The organism is Dyadobacter sp. 3J3, assembly GCF_009801115.1.
GTDB lineage: Bacteria > Bacteroidota > Bacteroidia > Cytophagales > Spirosomataceae > Dyadobacter.
On the sequence record NZ_VTOL01000003.1, the window covers coordinates 437,716 to 458,888 of the forward strand.

Genomic DNA, 21,173 nt, shown 5'->3' on the forward strand with positions numbered 1-21,173 from the left:
GTTATCAATTAATCAACTAAATACCGCCATGAATTTTAACCAATATACCATCAAGGCGCAGGAAATCATACAACACGCCGCACAAATGGCTCAGGGTAACCAGCAGCAGGCTATAGAAACAGGACATGTTGTCAAATCCATTTTGGAGGAAGATCCAAACACGTCTCAGTTTATCCTTAATCAATTAAATATTAGTGTAGATGTTTTAAACAACCGTCTGCAAAAAATACTTGATAGTTATCCTCGCGTAAGCGGAACCAGTCAGTCTTTTTTAGGAAATGACCTGGCAGCTGCTACTGCGAAAGCACAAAATTACTTGAAAGAATTTGGAGACGAATTCATAAGTATCGAGCTTCTTTTACTGGGAATTGTTAGTGGAAAAGATTCCACAGCCACCATGTTAAAAGAAGTGGGTTTTACAGAAAAAGAGCTTATAAACGCCATTAAAGAACTTAGAGGAAAAAATAATCCCGTGAAAGATCAAAACGCAGAAGCCAAATACCGTTCCCTTGAACGTTACAGCAAAAACCTCAATGAACTTGCCAAAGCGGGTAAAATTGACCCGGTTATAGGCCGTGATGAAGAAATCAGGCGGGTTTTACAAATATTAAGTCGCCGTACTAAAAACAATCCGATCCTTCTGGGAGAACCCGGAGTTGGGAAAACGGCGATTGTGGAAGGACTTGCCCAAAGGATTGTTCAGGGTGATGTACCTGAAAATTTAAAATCCAAAATTATCGCTTCTCTGGATATGGGCTTGCTTATCGCAGGTGCCAAATACAAAGGAGAATTTGAAGAACGTCTGAAAGCTGTTATCAAAGAAGTTACCGATTCGGAAGGTGAAATCGTATTGTTTATTGATGAAATTCATACACTGATCGGTGCCGGTGGTGGCGGTGAAGGAGCTATGGACGCAGCAAATTTACTAAAACCGGCTTTGGCCCGTGGTGAATTGCATGCGATTGGTGCGACAACGCTGAAAGAATATCAGAAATACATGGAAAAGGATAAAGCACTGGAACGCCGTTTCCAGGCTGTGATGGTGGACGAGCCCAGCATTCCTGATGCCATCAGTATCCTTCGTGGTATTAAAGAAAAATATGAATTACACCACGGCGTGAGAATTCAGGATGACGCTGTGATTGCGGCGGTTGAACTTTCGACCCGTTACATCAGTGACCGTTTTTTACCAGATAAAGCAATCGACTTAATGGACGAAGCTGCGTCGAAACTCCGTCTGGAAATGGATAGCGTTCCCGAAGAGCTTGATGAGCTGAACCGTAAAGTGATGCAGCTCGAAATAGAGCGTGAAGCAATTCGCCGTGAAAATAATAAAGAAAAAGAAACGATTTTAAACAAAGAAATCGCTGACCTGAGTGAAAGACGGAATAGTCTGAAAGCACTTTGGGAAAATGAAAAAGGAAAAGTTAACGAGGTTCGTACACTTAAAGAGCAGCTTGAACAGCTACGTCTGGAGGCTGAACAAGCCGAAAGAAGCGGTGATTTTGGGAAAGTAGCAGAGATCCGATATGGCCGAATTCCTGAGGCAAATAGTCGACTGGAGGCTTTAAAGGCATCAGAAAGCGCAGAAAGCCTGATGCAGGAAGAAGTGACTCCGGAAGAAATTGCAGAAGTTGTAGCCAAATGGACAGGAATCCCGGTGGTGAAAATGCTGCAAAGTGATAAGGAAAAACTCTTGCATCTGGAAGATCATTTGCATCAACGTGTTGCAGGACAGGATGAAGCCATTACTTTGGTATCTGACGCAGTTCGTAGGAGCCGTGCTGGTTTGCAGGATTCGAAACGTCCTTTGGGAAGTTTCCTTTTCCTTGGGCCAACAGGTGTGGGTAAAACTGAATTGGCAAAAACGCTTGCTGAATATTTGTTCAATGACGAAAATTCGATGGTTCGTATCGACATGAGTGAATATCAGGAACGCCATGCGGTAAGTCGTCTGGTTGGAGCCCCTCCTGGTTATGTGGGTTATGATGAAGGCGGACAATTAACAGAAGCAGTTCGTCGGAAACCTTACAGTGTTATTCTTTTGGATGAGATTGAAAAAGCCCATCCGGATGTTTGGAATATACTTTTGCAGGTTTTGGATGAAGGTCGTTTGACTGATAATAAAGGCCGTGTTGCCAATTTTAAAAACACGATCATCATCATGACTTCCAATATTGGAAGCCATATTATTCAGGAAAAATTTGCAGAAGATGAAGGCTGGAACCACGCATTGATCGTAGAAGAAGCCAAACAAGGTGTTCTTGATTTGTTGAAAGCTTCGGTTCGTCCCGAGTTTTTAAACCGGATCGATGAGATTGTTTTGTTTGAACCGCTATCGATGAAAAATATCCGGAAAATTGTTGATATACAATTTAAAGGAATTCAGAAAATGTTGCTTGAACAAGGTGTGACGTTAGATTCCAGCGAAGAAGCATTGACCAAACTTGGAGAAGAAGGTTTTGATCCTGCCTTTGGAGCGCGACCTTTGAAAAGAGTGTTGCAGCGCAAAATTCTGAATGAGCTTTCAAAGGGAATTTTGAGCGGCCAGGTTGCCAGAGATTCTGTGATCATGATGGAACTAAATGCCAACGGAGAGCTTATTTTTGAAAATGTTGGTGGTGTAGAAATATAATTTCAGTCAATTTTAGATTATTTAATAGCGCAGCAAATTTTGTTGCGCTATTTCTTTTACTTATCCCTGATTTATTGTAACTTAACACTTAGTAAGTTAGACTCCGTTGTGAAAGATCTTTCCGATCTTGAAATGAAAAATCCTCAATTATTCCCGTTTTGTCTTGGCATATTATTTGTGATCATTATTTTATCAAAAAATTTCATGCAATAATTCAAATAAATATAATTATGGACTCGACATCAAATGTAATCAAGGTTGCTATTTTGGTAGCCGACGGATTTGAACAGGTAGAAATGACTTGTCCAAGGGCAGCTCTGGACAAAAATGGTGCGACAACCCATATTATATCACCTAATAAGGATTCGGTAAAAGGCTGGAATCATGTTGATTGGGGCGGAACACATAAAGTAGATGTGCCCCTGGACAACGCAAGAGCAGATTATTATGACGCCTTGGTGATACCTGGCGGCGTGATGGGTCTGGATGCGTTAAGAATAAATTCCAAAGCAGTTGAATTCGTAAGATCGTTTTTTATGAATCACAAGCCGGTGGCAGCCATATGCCATGGCCCTCAGATTCTGATTAATGCAGATGTCGTTTTAGGTAGAACTTTAACTTCCAATGAAGCCATTAAAAACGATCTGGAAAATGCAGGAGCAATTTGGACTGACAAAAGTGTAGTATCAGACAACGGTCTGGTTACTAGTAGAAGAACGGATGATTTACCCGCTTTTATCAATCAAATGATGAAAGAATTCAATATGGAACTACATCAATAGTAATTTCTGGAACTCAATAATAGCTTTTTTCCAAACACCTGATTCTGCCCAAGCCGAGTCGGGTGTTCTTTTTTATAGGCACTTTCACCTTTTGATTCTTATCAAACTTCACAATCTTTGTTCAATAAATGTAACCGGCTAAATATAGCAGCTACCCGAAAGACTAATTTTGATTTGAATACTTCCATATGACTCAGCTATCACTAGAAAATATTTTTGTAAAAAAGTACGACACAACCGTATTAACAGATTTTAACTGGAAAATAGAGACCGGAGAACATTGGGCCATAATTGGCCAAAACGGATCTGGAAAAACAACATTATTGGATATTATCTCTGGGAAGTGGCCGGTTTCAAAAGGAAAATTAAGTTATGGATTTGATCAGCCGGTTCGTGAAATTATTGAGTTTGTACCGAACGATTATTCTTTCAACCGCATCGTAAGTGCCGGAGCAGAATATTATCAGCAGCGTTTTCACGCTTATGAAGCAGAAAGAGCACCTTCGGTTCGGGCGATTTTAACTGATCAGCTGAAACCTGTTGGTACGGTTAATGAAAATTCCGTGCATCTTGCCCCGTCCAAAGTGAATGAAGAACAATTAAAAAAAGTAAGTGAATTATTATCAATTTCTCATTTGCTGGATCATCCTTTTGTTACTTTATCAAATGGCGAAACACGGCGGATGCTATTGGCAAAATCACTTTTAAAACATCCAAAAATATTACTTCTTGATCATCCGTTCAGTGGTTTGGATGTTCATTCCCGTGAGGTTTTGAGAAATGCATTAAGTGAATTGGCGCAGTCGGGCGTCACCATTATCATTGCAACGTCCGCCACAGAGATTCCTCCCTGTGTTACCAATATTCTTGAAATAAATCATGGCAAAATCGCAAAATTGATTTCGGTTGATGATTTTAAGATAACAAACTATATCGCTGATGCTTTTCCAAAACCTGATCCGCAAAAACTGGCAAGCTTCGGAGAACCGAATTTCAAGGATTTTGAAGTTGCGTTTGATCTGAGAAACATTCAGGTTACTTATGGTCAGGATACGATTTTGAAAGGTATAAACTGGAAAATCAGCAAAGGAGAAAAGTGGGCTTTATCTGGCGCAAACGGTTCAGGCAAATCCACTTTGCTAAGTATTATCACAGCAGATAATCCGCAGCGTTTTGCAAATGATTTTGATTTATTTGATAAAAAACGCGGTGGAATTGGGGCTTCGATTTGGGACATCAAACAGAAAATTGGTCACGTTTCTCCTGAACTTCATCTTTATTTCCCAAAAAACACAACTGTTTTCAAAACCATAGCATCCGGTTTTTTTGACGCAACGGGTGTATTTTTCAAAAAACTCACTGAAATACAAATTGAACGGGTTCATGAAGTTGCTGAACTTCTTCACGTACATTCTTTAATAGAAAAGGATTTTTCCCAGCTTTCCAAAGGAGAACAACGCTTGGTTTTATTGGCAAGAGCTTTGGTAAAAAACCCACCCCTATTAATTCTCGACGAACCTTGCCAGGGATTGGATAACATTTCAATTGAATATTTCAAATCAGTCGTTGATGCAATTTGCGACACACCGGAAAGGACTTTGATCTATGTTTCACATTATGTGAATGAGATTCCTTCCTGCGTGACGAAGTTTTTGAAGTTGGAGAAGGGGGAAGTGGTTGAAAACAGGTAGTACCTTTGTTAACGATTGAGAACAAACAAATAGGTATTTTTGTAACACGTTCAAGATCATGCTGAAATATGGAAAGGCTCGAATTATATTCCTCTGCTATTATTAAACTTTGTGAAACTCACAAGGTTAAAAGCTTATACGCTTTTGGCTCAGTTTTGACAGATAATTTTAATAGTGAAAGCGATATTGATTTGATTGTAGATTTTGAAGAGATTGAAACTGAGGAATATGCAGATAATTATTTTGATTTAAAATTTTCTCTTCAACATATTTTAGAAAGACCCATTGATCTGTTAGAAGAACAAGCAATTAAAAATCCATATTTTAGAGGCTCAATTAATAAACAGAGAAAACTCGTTTATCAGTATCAGACAATTGTCAATGTAAAACATAATTTACTAAGCGAAAATTGATAACCTCTCTTTTTAAATTAGAGCAGTTCTCCATTCGACTATAAACTCATCTCCTGATTATCCAATAAGTCTTTTCAAAAATCCACTTAATTTTACAAGAAAAACACTTATTAAATACTGGTTGACAAATCTTTATGCAAAGATCGCATATCTACATAATAGCCTTTCATAATTTCGTTAAAATGATATAACTTCGATTATATATTAATTACCATTAGATTTTGGCCCTGACGACGCACTACTTTTTTTGTATATTTAAATAAAAAACCATGATCATAGAAAGAACAAAGGACGAGGTAATCTTCCGTTTACCAGTCAACACTAATTTAGATGATTTACAGGATATGGCAGATTTATTTGAATTTAAAGAATTATCTAAAAATTCAGCAGCTACTCAGCAGGAAGTTGATGATTTGGTTAAAAAAATAAAAATAGATAGGTGGGCTAAAACCAAGTCTAAGATTGGTTTATGAGGATTGTTGTGGACACTAATATTGCATTCAGTGCAATTCTTAACACAAATAGCAGGATAGCACAAATATTACTTTCACCTAAATCCAGACTAAACTTTTATTCAACGGAGCAATTACTGAGTGAAATTGGTGAACACAGAGATAAAATCAAAAAGATTTCCGGATATTCAGAAGAGGAGCTTGTCAGAATAATTCAACTAATTACAGGACGGATCCGATTTATTAATGTCAGGCTCATTTCAAAGGAAGTTTACCTAAAATCTGAAAGATTAACGCATGATATTGATAAAGATGACACAGAATTCATTGCTTTAACAGAGCACTCCAAGGCAAAATTATGGAGTGGCGACAAAGAATTATTGAAAGGATTGCAAAAGAAAAAGTGGAATAAGTTTATAACAACAGAAGAGTTGTATAAACTTATAATACAATCAAAATAAGACTCAGCGAGCGATTTTAACATTCAGCTAGGACTTCTTCAAATTCATCAAAATTGACAAAGAACTGCTCCCAAATCCAGGCGTATACTGCGCCCGTCCATAACTGATTTCAAATCGTTTTACACGAAGCCAGGCGCCAAATGAAAATCCAGCCAATCCGCCTGCGTTGTATAATTTCAACTCCTGTCTTTTTAAATGATCATAACCCAGCAAAATTTTAAAGTTTTTATCCAGCAATAATTCTGCTCCGATGGATAAATGACGTGCCAATTTTTCTGTAACGCCCACTTTTCTGGGGATTCTGGCTCCATTAATGTCATAAGTAAAAAACAAATTCGGATCATTATAAACCATGTCGAAACGATTGAGATGATGGATTGTTCCTGAAAATCTAACCGGCATGTATTTTGGTTTGAACGTTATTCCCATTCTGAGATCCAAAGGTAAAACCGGTGTATTCGCTCCCGTGAAGTTCTGTTTTAAAAATCCAAGGTTTTTTACGACGAAACCTATTGTTAAGTCCTGATTCGGGTGTTTGAAAACGCCTCCCCAGTCAAAAGCCAATCCATATACATGATAGGATTCAATGGAAGAACCGACAAATTTGGCCGAACCGCCAAGCGTAAAAGCACCAACGGTTTGTCCATAACCGGCAGATAACCCATAATCCGCAGCCCGAAATTCTCCAATTATGTTACCCGAAGCATCCGTTTCTGTAATGGTACCATAATTCAGATACTGCAAACCTACGGCCCAGGTTCCGGATGTTCGTTTCACTTTGTTGCCAAAAGCAAGATTTAGAAATTTGGTATCCGCCAGATATGGCATCACATTAACAGAAACCTGATCTTCTTTGGATGAGTCAAGCAAAGCCGGATTTTGCAAAAATAATGCAGGATCATTTCCGGAAATCGTCATATGATTTGACCCAAGCGCTGTACTTTTTGCCTGCGACGGAAGTTGCAAGAAGTTGAGCCCGCTTTCCCCACCGGTTGTTTGCGCGATGCTTTTTCCCAAAATCAGGAAAATAAAAACCGGTAAAAAAGATAAGCCCGTACCAATCTGCCTCATAGAAATGCAAAAATTTCCTGAATCCGTTAAAATGACATTATATTTATGAATCTGTTCAAAAACAAATGTAACCATATCGTCTGTATTACATGGAATCAACGTCTGCCGCAGTTTCGAAAAAAGATCAATTAGATAAAAAAAACGCAGAAGCTGACCTTGGAGGCGGCGAACACCGAATTAAAACGCAACATGCAAAAGGAAAATTAACAGCCCGTGAAAGAGTTTCTATCCTGCTCGACGAGGGTTCTTTTGAAGAAATAGGTAAATTCGTTATGCACAGAAGCCGGGATTTTGGCCTGGACAAAGAGCATTATCTGGGTGATGGTGTCATCACCGGTTATGGTAAAATCAACGGAAGATTAGTCTACATTTTTGCCCAGGATTTTACGGTTTTCGGCGGTTCTCTTTCTGAAACACATGCGGAGAAAATTTGTAAGATCATGGATCTTGCCATGAAAAACGGCGCACCTGTTATTGGTCTGAATGATTCGGGCGGAGCACGAATTCAGGAAGGTGTGCTTTCGCTGGCCGGCTATGCCGATATCTTTTATAAAAATACCTTAGCTTCCGGCGTTATTCCTCAAATTTCAGCCATTATGGGCCCATGCGCTGGCGGAGCTGTTTATTCCCCTGCCATTACGGATTTTATCATGATGGTAGAGAATAGCAGTTATATGTTTGTGACCGGACCAAACGTTGTCAAAACAGTTACACATGAGGACGTTACTTCCGAGGAACTAGGTGGTGCCATGACCCACGCTACGAAATCCGGCGTTACCCATTTTGTAGCACCTAATGAAGTTGAATGTCTGCTGAATATTAAAAAATTACTAAGTTACCTTCCCCAAAACTGTGAAGATGACGCACCCGCATTAGCTTATGAGCCAGCAAGTGAATCCCGGCCAGGTTTAAATAATATTATTCCGGAAAATCCAAACCAACCTTACGATATCCGTGAAGTGATTGAGGAACTGACGGACACAGCAACTTTTTTTGAAGTACACAAAAACTTTGCTGAAAATATCGTTGTCGGTTTTGCAAGAATTGCAGGCAGAAGTGTTGGAATAGTAGCCAATCAGCCTGCTGTTTTAGCGGGCGTTCTGGACATTAATGCAAGTCAAAAAGCTGCGCGATTTGTCCGTTTTTGTGACTGTTTCAATATTCCATTGCTCGTATTGGAAGATGTTCCCGGATTTTTGCCTGGTACCGACCAGGAATGGAACGGAATCATTACCAACGGAGCCAAATTATTATATGCATTCTGCGAAGCTACCGTTCCGCGCATCACGGTCATTACCCGAAAAGCATATGGCGGCGCGTATGACGTTATGAATTCCAAACATATTGGTGCCGATATGAATTTTGCCTGGCCAACTGCTGAAATTGCCGTTATGGGTGCAAGCGGTGCCGCTGAAATTATTTTCAAAAGAGAAATCGCAGAATCAGAAAACCCGGCTAAAAAATTGCAGGAGAAAATTGATGCTTATACCAAAAAGTTTGCCAATCCATATCGCGCAGCTCATCGGGGATATATTGATGAGGTTATTTATCCTGAACAAACCAGGGAAAAATTAATCCGTGCATTTGGTATGCTGGAAAATAAAGTCGCTACATTGCCCCGAAAAAAACATGGAAACATTCCTTTATAAGAATGCTTTTCAAATAAAAATAATTTAAAATATTCCAAATAAGGAAGCCCTGTTATCTTCTCAACTAAGAGAAATAACAGGGCTTTTGGTTTGTGTCTCAAATTATAATGTCTTTGTCAGAAAAATAGATTTCAGCAAACCGTTAAATCAAAACACCTACCGATTACTCATACTTACTTGACTGACAATCAATTATATTCCTATATTTCAACATACTAATCAAAACCATTTATTTGATTTATTCTTTTTCAAAACGCTGACTATCTACAATTGAAAGGTTTTTTGGATTGATTGAATCGCAAACTTCTTTAAGGCTATGATCACTAAAATTCTAAAATGGGCAGGTGTTGTCATTGGTGGACTTCTTGTCTTACTTTTTGCCTTTTACATCTACATCTATTTCAATATAGAATCACGGGTCAATAAAGTCTATGAAGTTAAAGTTCAGGATTTGGTTATTCCTACGGACAGCATATCGCTTATAAAAGGGAAACATTTGGCAGAAATCCGGGCTTGTACGGGTTGTCACGGAACGGATTTATCAGGAGGACTGGCCTTTGCTGATGACAAGTCTCCTATTGGAATTCTGTATAGTCCCAATATTACCAAGGGAAAAGGCGGCATTGATTATAAGGATTCAGACTGGATCAGGACTTTGCGTCATGGGCTTGGAAAAGATAACCGCTCACTCTGGTTTATGCCATCGCATGAGATCTACCAGATATCAAATCAAGATATGGCTTCACTGATCAGTTATGTGAAATCACGCCCTCCCATTAATAAAATAAATCGAAAAAAATCTCTAAAACCACTAGGCAGAGTACTTACTTTTTTTAATCAGTTTCCACTTTTTCCCGCTGAAAAAATTGATCATAATGCCGTTCCTGTCGATGTCGTTAAAGCTTCTGTTACACCGGAATATGGAAAATATCTGGCAATAACATGTACTGGCTGCCATACAGCCAGTTTTAAAGGAGCAAAAGCGCATGGTCCCGATGAGCCCAACATTCCGGATATAAGTTCGACAGGAAATTTAGGAAAATGGAATTCCGAAGGTTTTGTTACCACGCTTCAAACCGGAAAAAGGCCAGATGGAAAGCAGTTAAGTCCTGCAATGCCATGGAAATCCTTCACCTACACACATGAAGAACTAGATGCAATTTATACCTATCTGCACGGTCTGCGGTAAACCAATTTCATAAAACCCACTTTTGATAATAAACTTAAATTATTGTTTATCCACCAAATAAATATTGTCTATGAAAACCTTACCATTTCTACGCAATTTCCTTTTCCTTACTTTTCTTGCCGCCAGTTGTACGGATCATGATATATTTCAGGAACCTACACAATTCAAATCCGATGAAGTTGCAAGTGGATTTGCGGCACCTCTTGGAATAACCCATGACGCCAGTAATAATTTATGGATAACAGAGCAGGGAACTGGTTCAGGAAAAACCGGCAAAATTTCTGTAATTACTCCTGATGGAAAAGTTCACCCCGGCATCACGGGCTTTAATTCTGTTATCAGTCCTGAAATGGCTCCAAGTGGACTGACTCATTTGACTTATAAAGATGGAAAACTTTATATTTTACATGGGGCCGATGGTAAATTATTCATCGCAGATATTTCCAAATTCAAACCAGGAACCGATCCTGCTATTGATGCAAGCACATTGGCATCTGAATCCATAGGTGCATTTGTTTTGGGTTCTAACTTCAAAATCCCCAAGCATGAGTCTAATTTATTCAACATGACCTGGGGACCGGAAGGCGATCTTTATATTACAGATGCGGCTGCTAATGCCATAGTACATCGTGCTGCGGACAAATCATTAACTATTTTTGCTGAATTCGAGCCCTATTACACACCAACGGATACCATCGATTTTGTACCAACCGGCATTGTTTATGACGGATCCAAATTCCTTGTCACTTCGCTTAGCGGCGGGCCATTTATTAAGGGTTTGGCTACAATTAAACAGGTTAGCACAAGCGGGGAAATATCGCCTTACAAATCAGGATTTACTACTTTGGTCGACATTGTTCTTACACCAGGAAACAAGCCACTTGTTGTTTCCTTCGCTGAATTTTCTTTTGCAACAACACCTCCGAATTTTGCTCCTTTTACAGGGCAAATACAAAGTGACGACAGAACCGTGATCACAGGCGGATTAATGATGCCAACAGATCTGGAAAGAACAGGCGATAAAACCTATTACTATGTTTCGTTGGCCTTATCCAAAGTTTTCAAACTAACTTATTGATTGTCTGCATTTTCATCATCAACCATAAATTACAAAACCGGCAGGAGGAATGGTGAGGCGAACCGCCTTGCCATTTCTTGTTTCAACATTAAGCTGGACCGGACTTGGAGCAGAGGCATATAGACATTTCAGGTTAGAATCAATTTCATGCAGACTTTCATCAATGGTGACATAGGCAATCGTTTCATTTCGCTGGTCAGTATTGAATGCGCATAAAATCTCCCGATCATTACAAATCCGTGACCACGCCACGATTGAACTCATCCGGTCACCCATTAAAACTGGATAACCAAAATCTGTTCCGTTACCTGAAATCTGTCTTAAATACTGACGACCTCTTCTTAAAGCAAGGTGCTCTTTTCTTATTGCAGCAATCTTTGCAATTTCTGGAAACCATGGAGTTTCTTCATTGAAAAAATGAACATCTTTACTTCTGAAAGCACCAAAATCTTTTCCAAACATAGATTCCCGGATGTAACGGTCATTGCCGCCCTTTCCGTCAAAACCTTGTTCAGTTCCATAATAAAGACATGGAATACCGAGAGAAGTAAGATTTAACCCAATAACCGCAACAAGCGATAGCGTACCCGAATCATTGGCACAAAAACGTGCTTTATTCTGGCCTTTTCTTACCTGATCATGATCGTCAAAAAGTGTTACCACTTTGTTTCGAAACCAGATATGTGATTCTTTGTGAACGAGTTCTGAATTTCTAAATAGATTGAAGTAATCCGTCGGGTTACGGTAGCCTTTTACCATATATTCCATTTTGTCAGGAATATCGTCAATACCCAGCGCAGCATTCAATCCTGTTATTTCAAGCGTGTCAAAAGCACGTTGACGCCCACCGGTTATTTCTCCGATCAGGTAAAAATTTTCTTTTCCGATCGACATTGTAAATTCTTTTATCACCGAGGCAAAATATCGGGTCGCTCCCGGATCCATATGTTTTACGGTATCAATCCGAAAACCGTCAATATCCGTAACAGCGATCCAGTACTTATATGCCTGGGTTAGCGCTTTCAATGTTTCTGATGGACTATAATTATCAACAGGCCCGGAACCATGATGCAAATCTTTTAGCACTTCAAAATCACCTTCCAGAAATTCCGGGCTATCATCCCAGTGAATTATTTTTCCTTTTTGGGTAAAACTTTCAGTGGTTTGCAGTTCTTTTGGCCATATCGCAGCGTCGGGATATTTATCGTCTCCAACAAAATCAAGTGGCAGATCCGGAGTTCCTGCGGCATTTCTAAATCCTTCAACCGGAAAGGTTTTTCCGTTTTGATAGTCCGGCTGACCATTTACGTAACCAAAAACATCTCCGCTATGATTTAGTATAATATCGAGGATCACATAAATTCCGTGATCGTGAGCAGTTTTAATAACATCCACCAGATCTTCCGTAGAACCAAAACGTGGTTCAATATCCAGAAAATCCTGAATTCCGTATCCATGATAAGTTTCCTGCGACCTTACTTGTTTGAACACCGGACTGATCCAGATTGCCGAAATCCCCAAGCGTTTCAGATATCCGATTTTACTTTTTAAACCTGAAAGATTTCCTCCGACAAATTTCTGTCCGGCTTCACTCCAAATTTCCGCATCCTGAGTGGTTTGAATTGCATTTTCAAAATCTGTTGGCAGATATTTGGCAGTATTCCCGACGTTTACAACATGACCATCGTTATCAACAAATCCCTTTTCTTGTCCATCAGAAAAACGGTCAAGCAGCAAAAAATATAGAACCTGATCTTCCCAGGCATCCGGCGAGGGGAAATATTCCGATTTGATCAAATTTTGAAAATCCAGTTCTGCCGTTGATTTAAAATTTCCCATGATAAATAAATTTACTGATGATCAACCGGATAGTCGTAAAAAAAGGAAAAAAGAAAACAATTCAGTATTTTCGATCTTATCAAATGCTGAAACAATTCGAAGTTCAACCCGAATAAAATCACAACAATTTGTATTTCAGTCTATTCAATATAAATATACCAGAAACATTGAAAAAATTACACCTCCAAAAGGCTTTGATCAAAACGAAAATCACCTTCCTGTTTTTATCCGTTTGTATTACGGTCTGCTTCGCCCAAGGACCAGTTCCTGCGGATTATCTTACCAAAGACTTTCACAAAGGGAGAAGAGATGCACTCAGGAAATTACTTCCCGCAAATTCCGTAATGGCCATTTTTGCTTATCCGGTCCGGAATTTCTCCAACGACGTTGATTATAAATATCATCCAAATCCCGATCTGTATTATTTCAGCGGATATACAGAACCGAATTCGGTACTGCTGATTTTTAAAGAAAACCAGAAAGATTCTGCTAGCCAGTCTTATAACGAGCTGTTTTTTGTACAGAAAAAAGATGCGCGAAGAGAGCAATGGACCGGCAAACGACTTGGTATTGAAGGTGTGAAAGCATCGGGTTTTTCGCATGCCTACAATGCATAGGACTTTGATCGTTATGCACCAGATCTTTCAAAATTTGACAAAGTTATTTTTGAATTCCCACTGGATATTTCTGACAGAATTAACGAGCCGGATGACATTTATGATTTGGTAAAAATCTTTAAAAATAAATCGGCAATATCGGAAGATTTTGATGATGAAGTACTTGGCGATTTAATGTCACTCCGTCAATATCCTAAATTGCTAGCTTCTATTCCAAGACTTACCTCCTATTATAAGGCTATGGCTGAAAAAAGCGAACGTTATAAAAAGAATTCGCTTGTTACAAAAATCATTCAGGTAAAAGACTCCGCAGAAGTGACGAAGCTGCTGGCAGAAATGGATGCGATGAAATACAATCCTGCTCTTTACAGTCTTTATACGAAACAACTAAGGCAAATAAAAACTGCCGAAGAGTTGGTTTTGATGCGAAAAACCATTGAAATTTCCGCATTGGCGCATCGTGAAGCGATGAAGGCTATAAAGCCCGATATGTCAGAACTTGAATTGCAAGGTGTTCAGGAATTTATCCATAAAAAACTCGGTGCTGAATATGTTGGATATCCTTCCATCGCAGGAGCTGGTGCCAATGGCTGTGTACTGCATTATATTGAAAACAACGCAACCAGTATTGGAAACAACAAAATGATACTAATGGATATCGGCGCTGAATACCACGGATATTCTGCCGATATAACCAGAACTTTCCCGTCTAACGGAAAATTCACCCCAGAGCAAAAACAGATATATGATATTGTAATAGACGCACAGGAAGCCGTTTTCAAAATTTGTAAAGAAGGGACATCGTTCGAGGAAATTGAAAAAGCAGCGCGTGATGTTGTTGCAAAAGGTTTAGTGAAACTTGGTATTCTTAAAGATGAATCCGAAAGCCGGACTTATTTTCCTCACGGATGCTCACATTTCCTCGGGCTTGATGTGCATGACAAAGGAATTTATGACAAACTGCTTGAAAACATGATCGTTACCGTTGAGCCGGGAATTTACATTCCGGAAGGCAGCAAATGCGATAAAAAATGGTGGGGAATTGCGGTAAGGGTTGAAGACGACGTTTTAATCAAAAAAGATAAATTGGAAATCCTTTCATCCTCCGCGCCAAGAAAAACGGAAGATGTAGAAAAAGTAGCGGCACAAAAAAGTTTTGTGGATAATTTGTCTGCTGATTTGAAAAAATAGATTTGACATTTTTGGATTATAAAATAAAAGCTGCAATCCATAAACCGGATTGCAGCTTTTATTTTATTCCGTATCTGAAACAAACACCCATTTGAAAAGTTGCAGATAATTAAATACACCAAATAATTGTGGCATAAGAAGTTAATGTGAAATAAAACTTCGAATAAGACAACTCCAATTGTTCCATTATAAATAATGTCATAATTTCACAAGTATTTAATAATATTATTTACGATCCCAAAGTTTTCAATTCCTAAATTATCCCTTAACTAATGAAAGAAAAGAAAGGCACTTCTTCGTCCAGGCGTAACTTTATCAAAGGTTCGCTGGCGACGCTCGCCACATTTTCCATTGTACCCCGTCACGTACTGGGTAAAGGTTTTATTGCACCAAGTGACCAGCTTACCAAAGCAATTGTCGGCGTAGGTTCTATGGGCCGCGGCCACATTCCCTATGCTGGAACCAAAGTTGTCGCTCTTTGTGATGTTGATAAAACGCACCTTCAAAAAGCGGTAGCACTTGTGGATAAAGGTGTTAAGACTTTTTCTGATTATCGCGAATTAATTCAATTGCCCGAAGTAGATATCGTTCACGTGGCAACGCCTCCGCACTGGCATGGGATCATTGCCGCGGATGCTGCGCGTGCAGGAAAAGATGTATGGTGTGAAAAACCGATGACACGGACGATCGGAGAAGGAAAACGTTTGGTTGAAGCAGTTCAGCAGCATGGAAGAATTTTCCGTCTGAATACCTGGTTCCGTTTCGAAGATAATTTTTATGGTATGAAAACGACCGTGAAACCGATCAAGAAATTGGTTCAGAGTGGATTGCTTGGATGGCCTTTGAAAGTTACAGTGAGCAAACATACCGGGTTTGACTGGAAGTTTTACTGGGTAGGAAAAACAGATAACCAGCCAATGCCCGTACCGGCAGAACTGGATTATGACATGTGGCTCGGCCCGGCTCCGTACAAACCATATAGCGAACACCGTGTGCATCAGACTTTCCGTGGATACTGGGATTATGATGGCGGCGGATTAGGTGATATGGGACAACATTATATTGATCCGATTCAATATTTCCTGGGAAAAGATGATACCAGTCCGGTGAGTGTGGAAGTGGATGCTCCGCAACAGCACACGGAAGCGGTTGGTACCTGGAGACGGATTACGTATACCTATGCTGATGGCTGCCAGATTGTTCTGGATGGAGAAGGCAAGGATGAAAATGTGGCTTATATTGAAGGACCCAAAGGAAAACTTTACCCAAATTTCAAATCGGACATTCAGGATCTTGAAAAGAAACTGGCCGCATTCCCGGATCCGGAACCACAGGTTACGAATTTCGTTGACGCGGTAAAAAGTCGTCAGAAATTTGCTTTAAATGAAGAAAACGGACATCGTTCCTGTACCATTGTGAACATGGGGCTGATCGCTTTGCGTCTGGGCCGTTCGTTAAAATATGATCCTGTTAAACAGGAATTTATAGACGACGAAGGTGCAAACCGTCTTATTGACCAGCCAATGCGTGGCCCATGGACTATGTAAACTTTTCGTTGCGGAATTGGAAATAGCCCAAACCCGTGCTTACACAGTAATTTCTGTATTGATCTTTATTCAAATTGTGAAAAAGAGAAATGCAAAAAACGTTTCATTCATTTAAAACAGATCATGAAAAAAATTATATATGCGCTGCTTGCCTGCTGTATGCTTCATACGGGTGCAATAGCTCAATTGGATAAAAACAGAACACTATCGACGCGGGTTGCCGATTTACTCGCGCAACTTCCGGCTGACAATGCCGCTCAATTAAAGAAAAGCATGGACGAACTGGCCGATCTTGGAAAGCCGGGATTGGTTCAAATCGCATCGATGCTGGTAGCACCAGGCAAAGGAAACGATGCCAAAGCTCAGTATGCGCTGGGTGGCTTTACTTATTACTCATCTCAGGCTGGAAAAGAAGCATGGCGCAAAAATGCCGCCGAAGCTTATGTTGAAGCTTTGCCAATGGCACAATCGCCGGAAAGCAAGCAGTTTTTAATTTATCAGTTACAAACAATTGGTAAAGATGAGGCAGTCCCAACCGTAGCTACTTACCTTTCAGATGAATATTTATCAGGACCGGCTGCGAGAACTTTGGCAAGAATCGGAACAGAAAGTGCCGGAAAAGCGCTTTTACAAGCTTTGGCTTCCGCAAAAGGCAAACCTCAGATTTCCATTACAGAAGCATTGGGCATGAGCCGTTTCAAAGAAGCTGCCGGCACCATTGAAAAAACCGCTACCAGCGAAGATTTGAATTTACGTAAAGTGAGTTTGTTCGCTCTTTCAGAAATCGCTTCACCTTCTTCGGAATCGATTCTGGCTGCTGCTGCAACGAAAGCAAATTATCTTTATGATGAAGCAAATTCGACTGCTGCTTACCTGAATTATTTGTCACGTTTGTCATTAACAGGAAATGCTCCGACTGCCGAAAAAGCAGCTTTGATGCTTACTTCTTCTTTGGTTGATGCAAAACAAACCGATACGCGTTCATCTGCTTTGAAGATATATGCGGATAGCAAAAAACGTGAAAGTGTTCCCGTTTTGGTGAAAGCGCTGGATAGTACTGATCCTGAATACCGCGCAGCAGCATTGAAATTGGGACAAAAATATACAATGGCCGATGGAACAACGCCCTGGTTAAATGCTTTGAAAAAGGCAAAACCGGAAGTTCAGGCTGAAATCATTTATATGCTGGGCCGCGCTGAATCAAAAGATGCATTACCAACTATTACCAAATCTCTTACTTCAAAAGATGCCAAAGTGAAAACGGCGGCTATCTGGGCAGCCGGTAAAATCGGAGGAGAAAGCAGTCTTCCTGCCTTACTTCCAATTTTGAAAAAAGGGAATGCGGATGAAATTAAAGCCGTAAAAAATACGCTTTTGACTTTAAAAGGAAATTCGGTTGTGGATCAGCTTGCTGCGGCTTTACCAACTTTGCCTGCTACTGCACAGCCAGCGGTCATTGACGTATTGGCTGCGAGAGCTGCCAGTTCCAAAATGAGTATTGTGTCCGCTCAGCTTACAAGTACAAATCCGGAAGTAAAAACGACGGCTTTTAATGCCTTAAAATCGCTGGCAACTTCAACTGATCTTCCTCAATTATTTACACTTTTAAATTCCGTAAGTAATGCGGACGAGATCACTGCCGTTCAAAATGCGATCATCACAGGTGTGAAAGGATCAGGCAACGCTTCGGCGCAAAGTGATCTTATTTTGAAACAAATCACTGCTTCTCCTGCTGATAAACAATCTCGTTATTTAGCAGTTTTAGCCAGTATCGGTGGAAATAAAGCGTTGACTTCGGTTGTTTCTTCTTACACCAATGGAGACGCAGTTTCGAAAAAAGCAGCGATTTCAGCGCTTTCAAACTGGACCGACGCCAGTGCAGCGAATGAACTTTTGGCTATTGCAAAAAAATCAACGGATGCAGAAGATTTCAATCTTGCGTTGACTGGTTATGTTTCAGGAATCACAAAGTCTCCGAAAACACCTGTTAACAAAGTTTTGATGCTTCATAATGCCATTGACATTGCAAAAACGGATGCGCAAAAAGAATTGATATTGAAAGAATTGCAAAGATACAAGACATTCAACGCCATGCTTTTGGCAGGAAAATATCTTGACAATTCTGGCGCTGTTCAGCAGGCTGCGGCTCAGGCTGTGATGAATATCGGTTTGGCTAACAAGAATTTCAGCGGTGCGGAAGTTCGTGAATTGATGTCAAAAACGTCTTCGGTTTTGACAGGTCAGGATAGCGAATATCAAAAGGAATCTATCCGTAAATATTTAGCTGAAATACCGGCTGGTGATGGTTTTGTCTCTTTATTTAACGGAAAAGATCTTACAGGCTGGAAAGGTTTAGTAGAAAACCCGATTGCACGTGGCAAAATGAGCGCCGATACTCTGGCACTTAAACAGAAAAAAGCGGACGAAATTATGAAAACCGGTTGGGCTGCAAAAGACGGAGATCTGGTTTTCTCCGGTCATGGTGACAACCTTTGTACGATTAAACAATACGGAGATTTTGAAATGTATGTTGATTGGAAAATTGAATCAAAAGGTGATGCAGGGATTTATCTTCGCGGTACGCCTCAGGTGCAGATCTGGGATACTTCCCGCGTAGATGTTGGTGCTCAGGTAGGTTCAGGAGGATTGTACAACAATGCAAAAAATCCCAAAAACCCTACTAAACTTGCTGATAACGCCATTGGCGACTGGAATAATTTCCACATTACAATGATCGGCGACCGTGTTACAGTTGAACTGAACGGAGAGAAAGTGGTTGATAATGTTATTCTTGAAAACTATTGGGATCGTAAACTACCGATTTTTGTAAAAGAGCAGCTTGAATTGCAGGCTCATGGAAACATCGTTTACTATCGTGATATTTATGTTCGTGAAATCGCTCGTCCGGAACCTTTCATGCTTTCTGACGAAGAGAAAAAAGAAGGTTATAAAGTTCTTTTCGACGGAACAAACATGCACGAATGGGTTGGAAATACAATCGACTACACCAGTGAAAATGGTGATATGGTTTGCAATCCAAATGGTGGCGGAAAAGGAAATCTATATTCAAAAGACGAATACAGCGACTTTGTTTTCCGTTTTGAATTCCAATTAACGCCAGGCGCAAATAATGGTCTGGGAGTTCGTACGCCTATGGAAGGTGACGCCGCTTATGTTGGAACAGAAATACAAATCCTTGATAATGATGCCGACATTTATAAAAATTTGAAAGAATATCAGTATCACGGTTCTGCCTATGGAATTATTCCTGCAAAACGCGGATATCTGAAACCACTGGGCGAATGGAACTACGAAGAGGTCTATCTTAAAGGCTCAAAAATCAAAGTAACGCTGAATGGTACCGTGATCACAGAAGGCGATCTTGCAGAATCCAGTAAAGACGGAACTCCTGATCACAGAGATCATCCGGGACTTAAAAACACAACAGGCCATCTTGGTTTTCTTGGACACGGCGCTCCCCTAAAATTTAGAAATATCCGCATCAAGGATTTATCCAAAGTAATGGAAGAGCCTGTTGCAACAGGAAAGAAAAAAGCTAAGAAAAAGAAGTGAAAATATTTTTGTAAAAAATTTAAAAAGTCCGGTCACTTCCGACCGGACTTTTTTTGTCTTTTTTTATTTAGCTTTGATATAATAATGCTTTCTAAACATTCCAACCTAAATTTCTAACAAACCTTAGCCCGATGAAAATCAAACATCTATTATTTACCGCCTTATTCATAGCTCCTCTTTTATCTGTTCAGGCACAAAATACCTTGACAGAAATCTGGGCCACGGAAGGAACAATTCCTGTGCCAGAATCTGTGTTTTACAGCGAAGGAGATAAAATTTTGTATGTAGCACAAATTGACGGAAAGTCGGGAGAAAAAGATGGAAAAGGTGGTATTGGAAAAGTTGGGCTGGATGGTAAAATTATTGATTTAAACTGGGTTACTGGCCTGAATGCGCCCAAAGGAATGGGAAAATTAGGGTCTAAATTTTATGTTGCCGATGTCACCGATATCGTTGAAATTGATTTTAAATCAGGAAAGATATTACAGAAATACCCGGTTGAAGATTCCAAATTCCTGAATGACCTGACCATTGACTCAAAAGGAAATATTTATGTATCTGATTCGGACACACATAAAGTTCATCTTCTGAAAAATGGGAAAGTGTCGACCTATTATGAAACATTAACACGTCCAAATGGACTATTGGCCATAGGTAATGATTTACTCATACTTGACAGCGGATCACTGATAAAACTGGACACAAGTAAGAAACCAACGACCATAGCGGAGGGTATGGATAAAAGTACGGATGGCATTGTGGAAGTAAAACCCGGAGAATATATTGTGTCTTGCTGGGCTGGGGTTATCTATTACGTAAAGTCGGACGGATCTAAAGAATTGATGCTGGATACAAAGGCAGCGGGTAGCAATACAGCTGATATTGGGTACGACGCCAAGAAAAAGATTGTATATGTTCCAACATTTTTGAAAAATAGTGTAGTAGCTTATCAGTTAAAATAATATATTTATCATAACAAAACAGA

At 39.9% G+C, this 21,173-nt stretch carries 16 protein-coding genes; 14 read left to right on the forward strand and 2 right to left on the reverse strand.

Annotation, left to right across the window (positions count from 1 at the left end; translation table 11 throughout):
- Positions 1-28: 28 nt before the first annotated feature.
- The 6 genes from clpB (at position 29) to FZF08_RS08805 (ending at position 6,434) form a co-directional block, all read left to right on the forward strand.
- Positions 29-2,635, forward strand: a complete 2,607-nt coding sequence (clpB, locus tag FZF08_RS08780; RefSeq protein WP_159468257.1) for an ATP-dependent chaperone ClpB — start codon at positions 29-31, stop codon at positions 2,633-2,635.
- 230 nt (positions 2,636-2,865) lie between these two features.
- Positions 2,866-3,417, forward strand: coding sequence for a type 1 glutamine amidotransferase domain-containing protein (locus FZF08_RS08785; protein ID WP_159468258.1), 552 nt, complete (start codon positions 2,866-2,868; stop codon positions 3,415-3,417).
- A gap of 188 nt (positions 3,418-3,605) precedes the next feature.
- On the forward strand, positions 3,606-5,108 hold the full coding sequence (locus tag FZF08_RS08790; RefSeq protein ID WP_159468259.1) for an ATP-binding cassette domain-containing protein: 1,503 nt from the start codon (positions 3,606-3,608) through the stop codon (positions 5,106-5,108).
- A gap of 68 nt (positions 5,109-5,176) precedes the next feature.
- A complete protein-coding gene (locus tag FZF08_RS08795) occupies positions 5,177-5,521 on the forward strand; it encodes a nucleotidyltransferase family protein (RefSeq protein WP_159468260.1) in 345 nt (114 codons plus the stop codon).
- Between the two features lie 269 nt (positions 5,522-5,790).
- Positions 5,791-5,994, forward strand: a complete 204-nt coding sequence (locus tag FZF08_RS08800; protein ID WP_159468261.1) for a hypothetical protein — start codon at positions 5,791-5,793, stop codon at positions 5,992-5,994.
- Positions 5,991-6,434, forward strand: coding sequence for a putative toxin-antitoxin system toxin component, PIN family (locus tag FZF08_RS08805; RefSeq protein ID WP_159468262.1), 444 nt, complete (start codon positions 5,991-5,993; stop codon positions 6,432-6,434). The genes FZF08_RS08800 and FZF08_RS08805 overlap by 4 nt, the downstream gene beginning before the upstream one ends.
- 27 nt (positions 6,435-6,461) lie before the next feature.
- Here FZF08_RS08805 and porQ read toward each other — a convergent pair whose 3' ends face one another.
- On the reverse strand, positions 6,462-7,580 hold the full coding sequence (gene porQ, locus FZF08_RS08810) for a type IX secretion system protein PorQ (RefSeq protein WP_229216465.1): 1,119 nt from the start codon (positions 7,578-7,580) through the stop codon (positions 6,462-6,464).
- 14 nt (positions 7,581-7,594) lie between these two features.
- On the opposite strand from porQ, the gene FZF08_RS08815 reads away from it, so the two are divergent.
- The 3 genes from FZF08_RS08815 to FZF08_RS08825 all read left to right on the forward strand — a co-directional run bounded on the left by FZF08_RS08815 (position 7,595) and on the right by FZF08_RS08825 (position 11,421).
- On the forward strand, positions 7,595-9,154 hold the full coding sequence (locus FZF08_RS08815; protein WP_159468263.1) for an acyl-CoA carboxylase subunit beta: 1,560 nt from the start codon (positions 7,595-7,597) through the stop codon (positions 9,152-9,154).
- A gap of 316 nt (positions 9,155-9,470) precedes the next feature.
- Positions 9,471-10,343: a cytochrome c gene (locus FZF08_RS08820; RefSeq protein WP_159468264.1), complete on the forward strand. Its 873-nt coding sequence runs from the start codon at positions 9,471-9,473 to the stop codon at positions 10,341-10,343.
- A gap of 70 nt (positions 10,344-10,413) precedes the next feature.
- Complete coding sequence (locus FZF08_RS08825) at positions 10,414-11,421, forward strand: ScyD/ScyE family protein (protein ID WP_159468265.1); 1,008 nt, start codon at positions 10,414-10,416, stop codon at positions 11,419-11,421.
- Between the two features lie 18 nt (positions 11,422-11,439).
- Here FZF08_RS08825 and FZF08_RS08830 read toward each other — a convergent pair whose 3' ends face one another.
- Entirely contained in the window at positions 11,440-13,260 is a 1,821-nt protein-coding gene (locus FZF08_RS08830; RefSeq protein WP_159468266.1) for an alpha-amylase family glycosyl hydrolase, read from the reverse strand.
- A gap of 167 nt (positions 13,261-13,427) precedes the next feature.
- Here FZF08_RS08830 and FZF08_RS08835 point away from each other — a divergent pair, with 167 nt between their 5' ends.
- The 5 genes from FZF08_RS08835 to FZF08_RS08855 all read left to right on the forward strand — a co-directional run bounded on the left by FZF08_RS08835 (position 13,428) and on the right by FZF08_RS08855 (position 21,150).
- A complete protein-coding gene (locus FZF08_RS08835) occupies positions 13,428-13,877 on the forward strand; it encodes an aminopeptidase P N-terminal domain-containing protein (protein ID WP_159468267.1) in 450 nt (149 codons plus the stop codon).
- A 105-nt stretch (positions 13,878-13,982) separates the two neighbouring features.
- Positions 13,983-15,068 carry a M24B family metallopeptidase gene (locus tag FZF08_RS08840; RefSeq protein ID WP_229216466.1) on the forward strand — a complete coding sequence of 362 codons (1,086 nt, stop codon included), beginning with the start codon at positions 13,983-13,985 and terminating at the stop codon, positions 15,066-15,068.
- A 272-nt stretch (positions 15,069-15,340) separates the two neighbouring features.
- On the forward strand, positions 15,341-16,615 hold the full coding sequence (locus FZF08_RS08845) for a Gfo/Idh/MocA family oxidoreductase (protein WP_159468268.1): 1,275 nt from the start codon (positions 15,341-15,343) through the stop codon (positions 16,613-16,615).
- Positions 16,616-16,738: 123 nt separating this feature from the next.
- Positions 16,739-20,188: a family 16 glycoside hydrolase gene (locus FZF08_RS08850; protein WP_159468269.1), complete on the forward strand. Its 3,450-nt coding sequence runs from the start codon at positions 16,739-16,741 to the stop codon at positions 20,186-20,188.
- Positions 20,189-20,319: 131 nt separating this feature from the next.
- Positions 20,320-21,150 (forward strand): ATP/GTP-binding protein, encoded by an 831-nt coding sequence (locus FZF08_RS08855; protein ID WP_159468270.1) that lies wholly within the window; start codon positions 20,320-20,322, stop codon positions 21,148-21,150.
- Positions 21,151-21,173: the final 23 nt, after the last annotated feature.

Bases quoted from the DNA above. Each gene is read 5' to 3' on its own strand.
- clpB (WP_159468257.1), top strand. From the start codon at position 29: ATGAATTTTAACCAATATACCATCAAGGCGCAGGAAATCATACAACAC.
- FZF08_RS08785 (WP_159468258.1), top strand. From the start codon at position 2,866: ATGGACTCGACATCAAATGTAATCAAGGTTGCTATTTTGGTAGCCGAC.
- FZF08_RS08790 (WP_159468259.1), top strand. From the start codon at position 3,606: ATGACTCAGCTATCACTAGAAAATATTTTTGTAAAAAAGTACGACACA.
- FZF08_RS08795 (WP_159468260.1), top strand. From the start codon at position 5,177: ATGGAAAGGCTCGAATTATATTCCTCTGCTATTATTAAACTTTGTGAA.
- FZF08_RS08800 (WP_159468261.1), top strand. From the start codon at position 5,791: ATGATCATAGAAAGAACAAAGGACGAGGTAATCTTCCGTTTACCAGTC.
- FZF08_RS08805 (WP_159468262.1), top strand. From the start codon at position 5,991: ATGAGGATTGTTGTGGACACTAATATTGCATTCAGTGCAATTCTTAAC.
- porQ (WP_229216465.1), bottom strand. From the start codon at position 7,580: ATGGTTACATTTGTTTTTGAACAGATTCATAAATATAATGTCATTTTA.
- FZF08_RS08815 (WP_159468263.1), top strand. From the start codon at position 7,595: ATGGAATCAACGTCTGCCGCAGTTTCGAAAAAAGATCAATTAGATAAA.
- FZF08_RS08820 (WP_159468264.1), top strand. From the start codon at position 9,471: ATGATCACTAAAATTCTAAAATGGGCAGGTGTTGTCATTGGTGGACTT.
- FZF08_RS08825 (WP_159468265.1), top strand. From the start codon at position 10,414: ATGAAAACCTTACCATTTCTACGCAATTTCCTTTTCCTTACTTTTCTT.
- FZF08_RS08830 (WP_159468266.1), bottom strand. From the start codon at position 13,260: ATGGGAAATTTTAAATCAACGGCAGAACTGGATTTTCAAAATTTGATC.
- FZF08_RS08845 (WP_159468268.1), top strand. From the start codon at position 15,341: ATGAAAGAAAAGAAAGGCACTTCTTCGTCCAGGCGTAACTTTATCAAA.
- FZF08_RS08850 (WP_159468269.1), top strand. From the start codon at position 16,739: ATGAAAAAAATTATATATGCGCTGCTTGCCTGCTGTATGCTTCATACG.
- FZF08_RS08855 (WP_159468270.1), top strand. From the start codon at position 20,320: ATGAAAATCAAACATCTATTATTTACCGCCTTATTCATAGCTCCTCTT.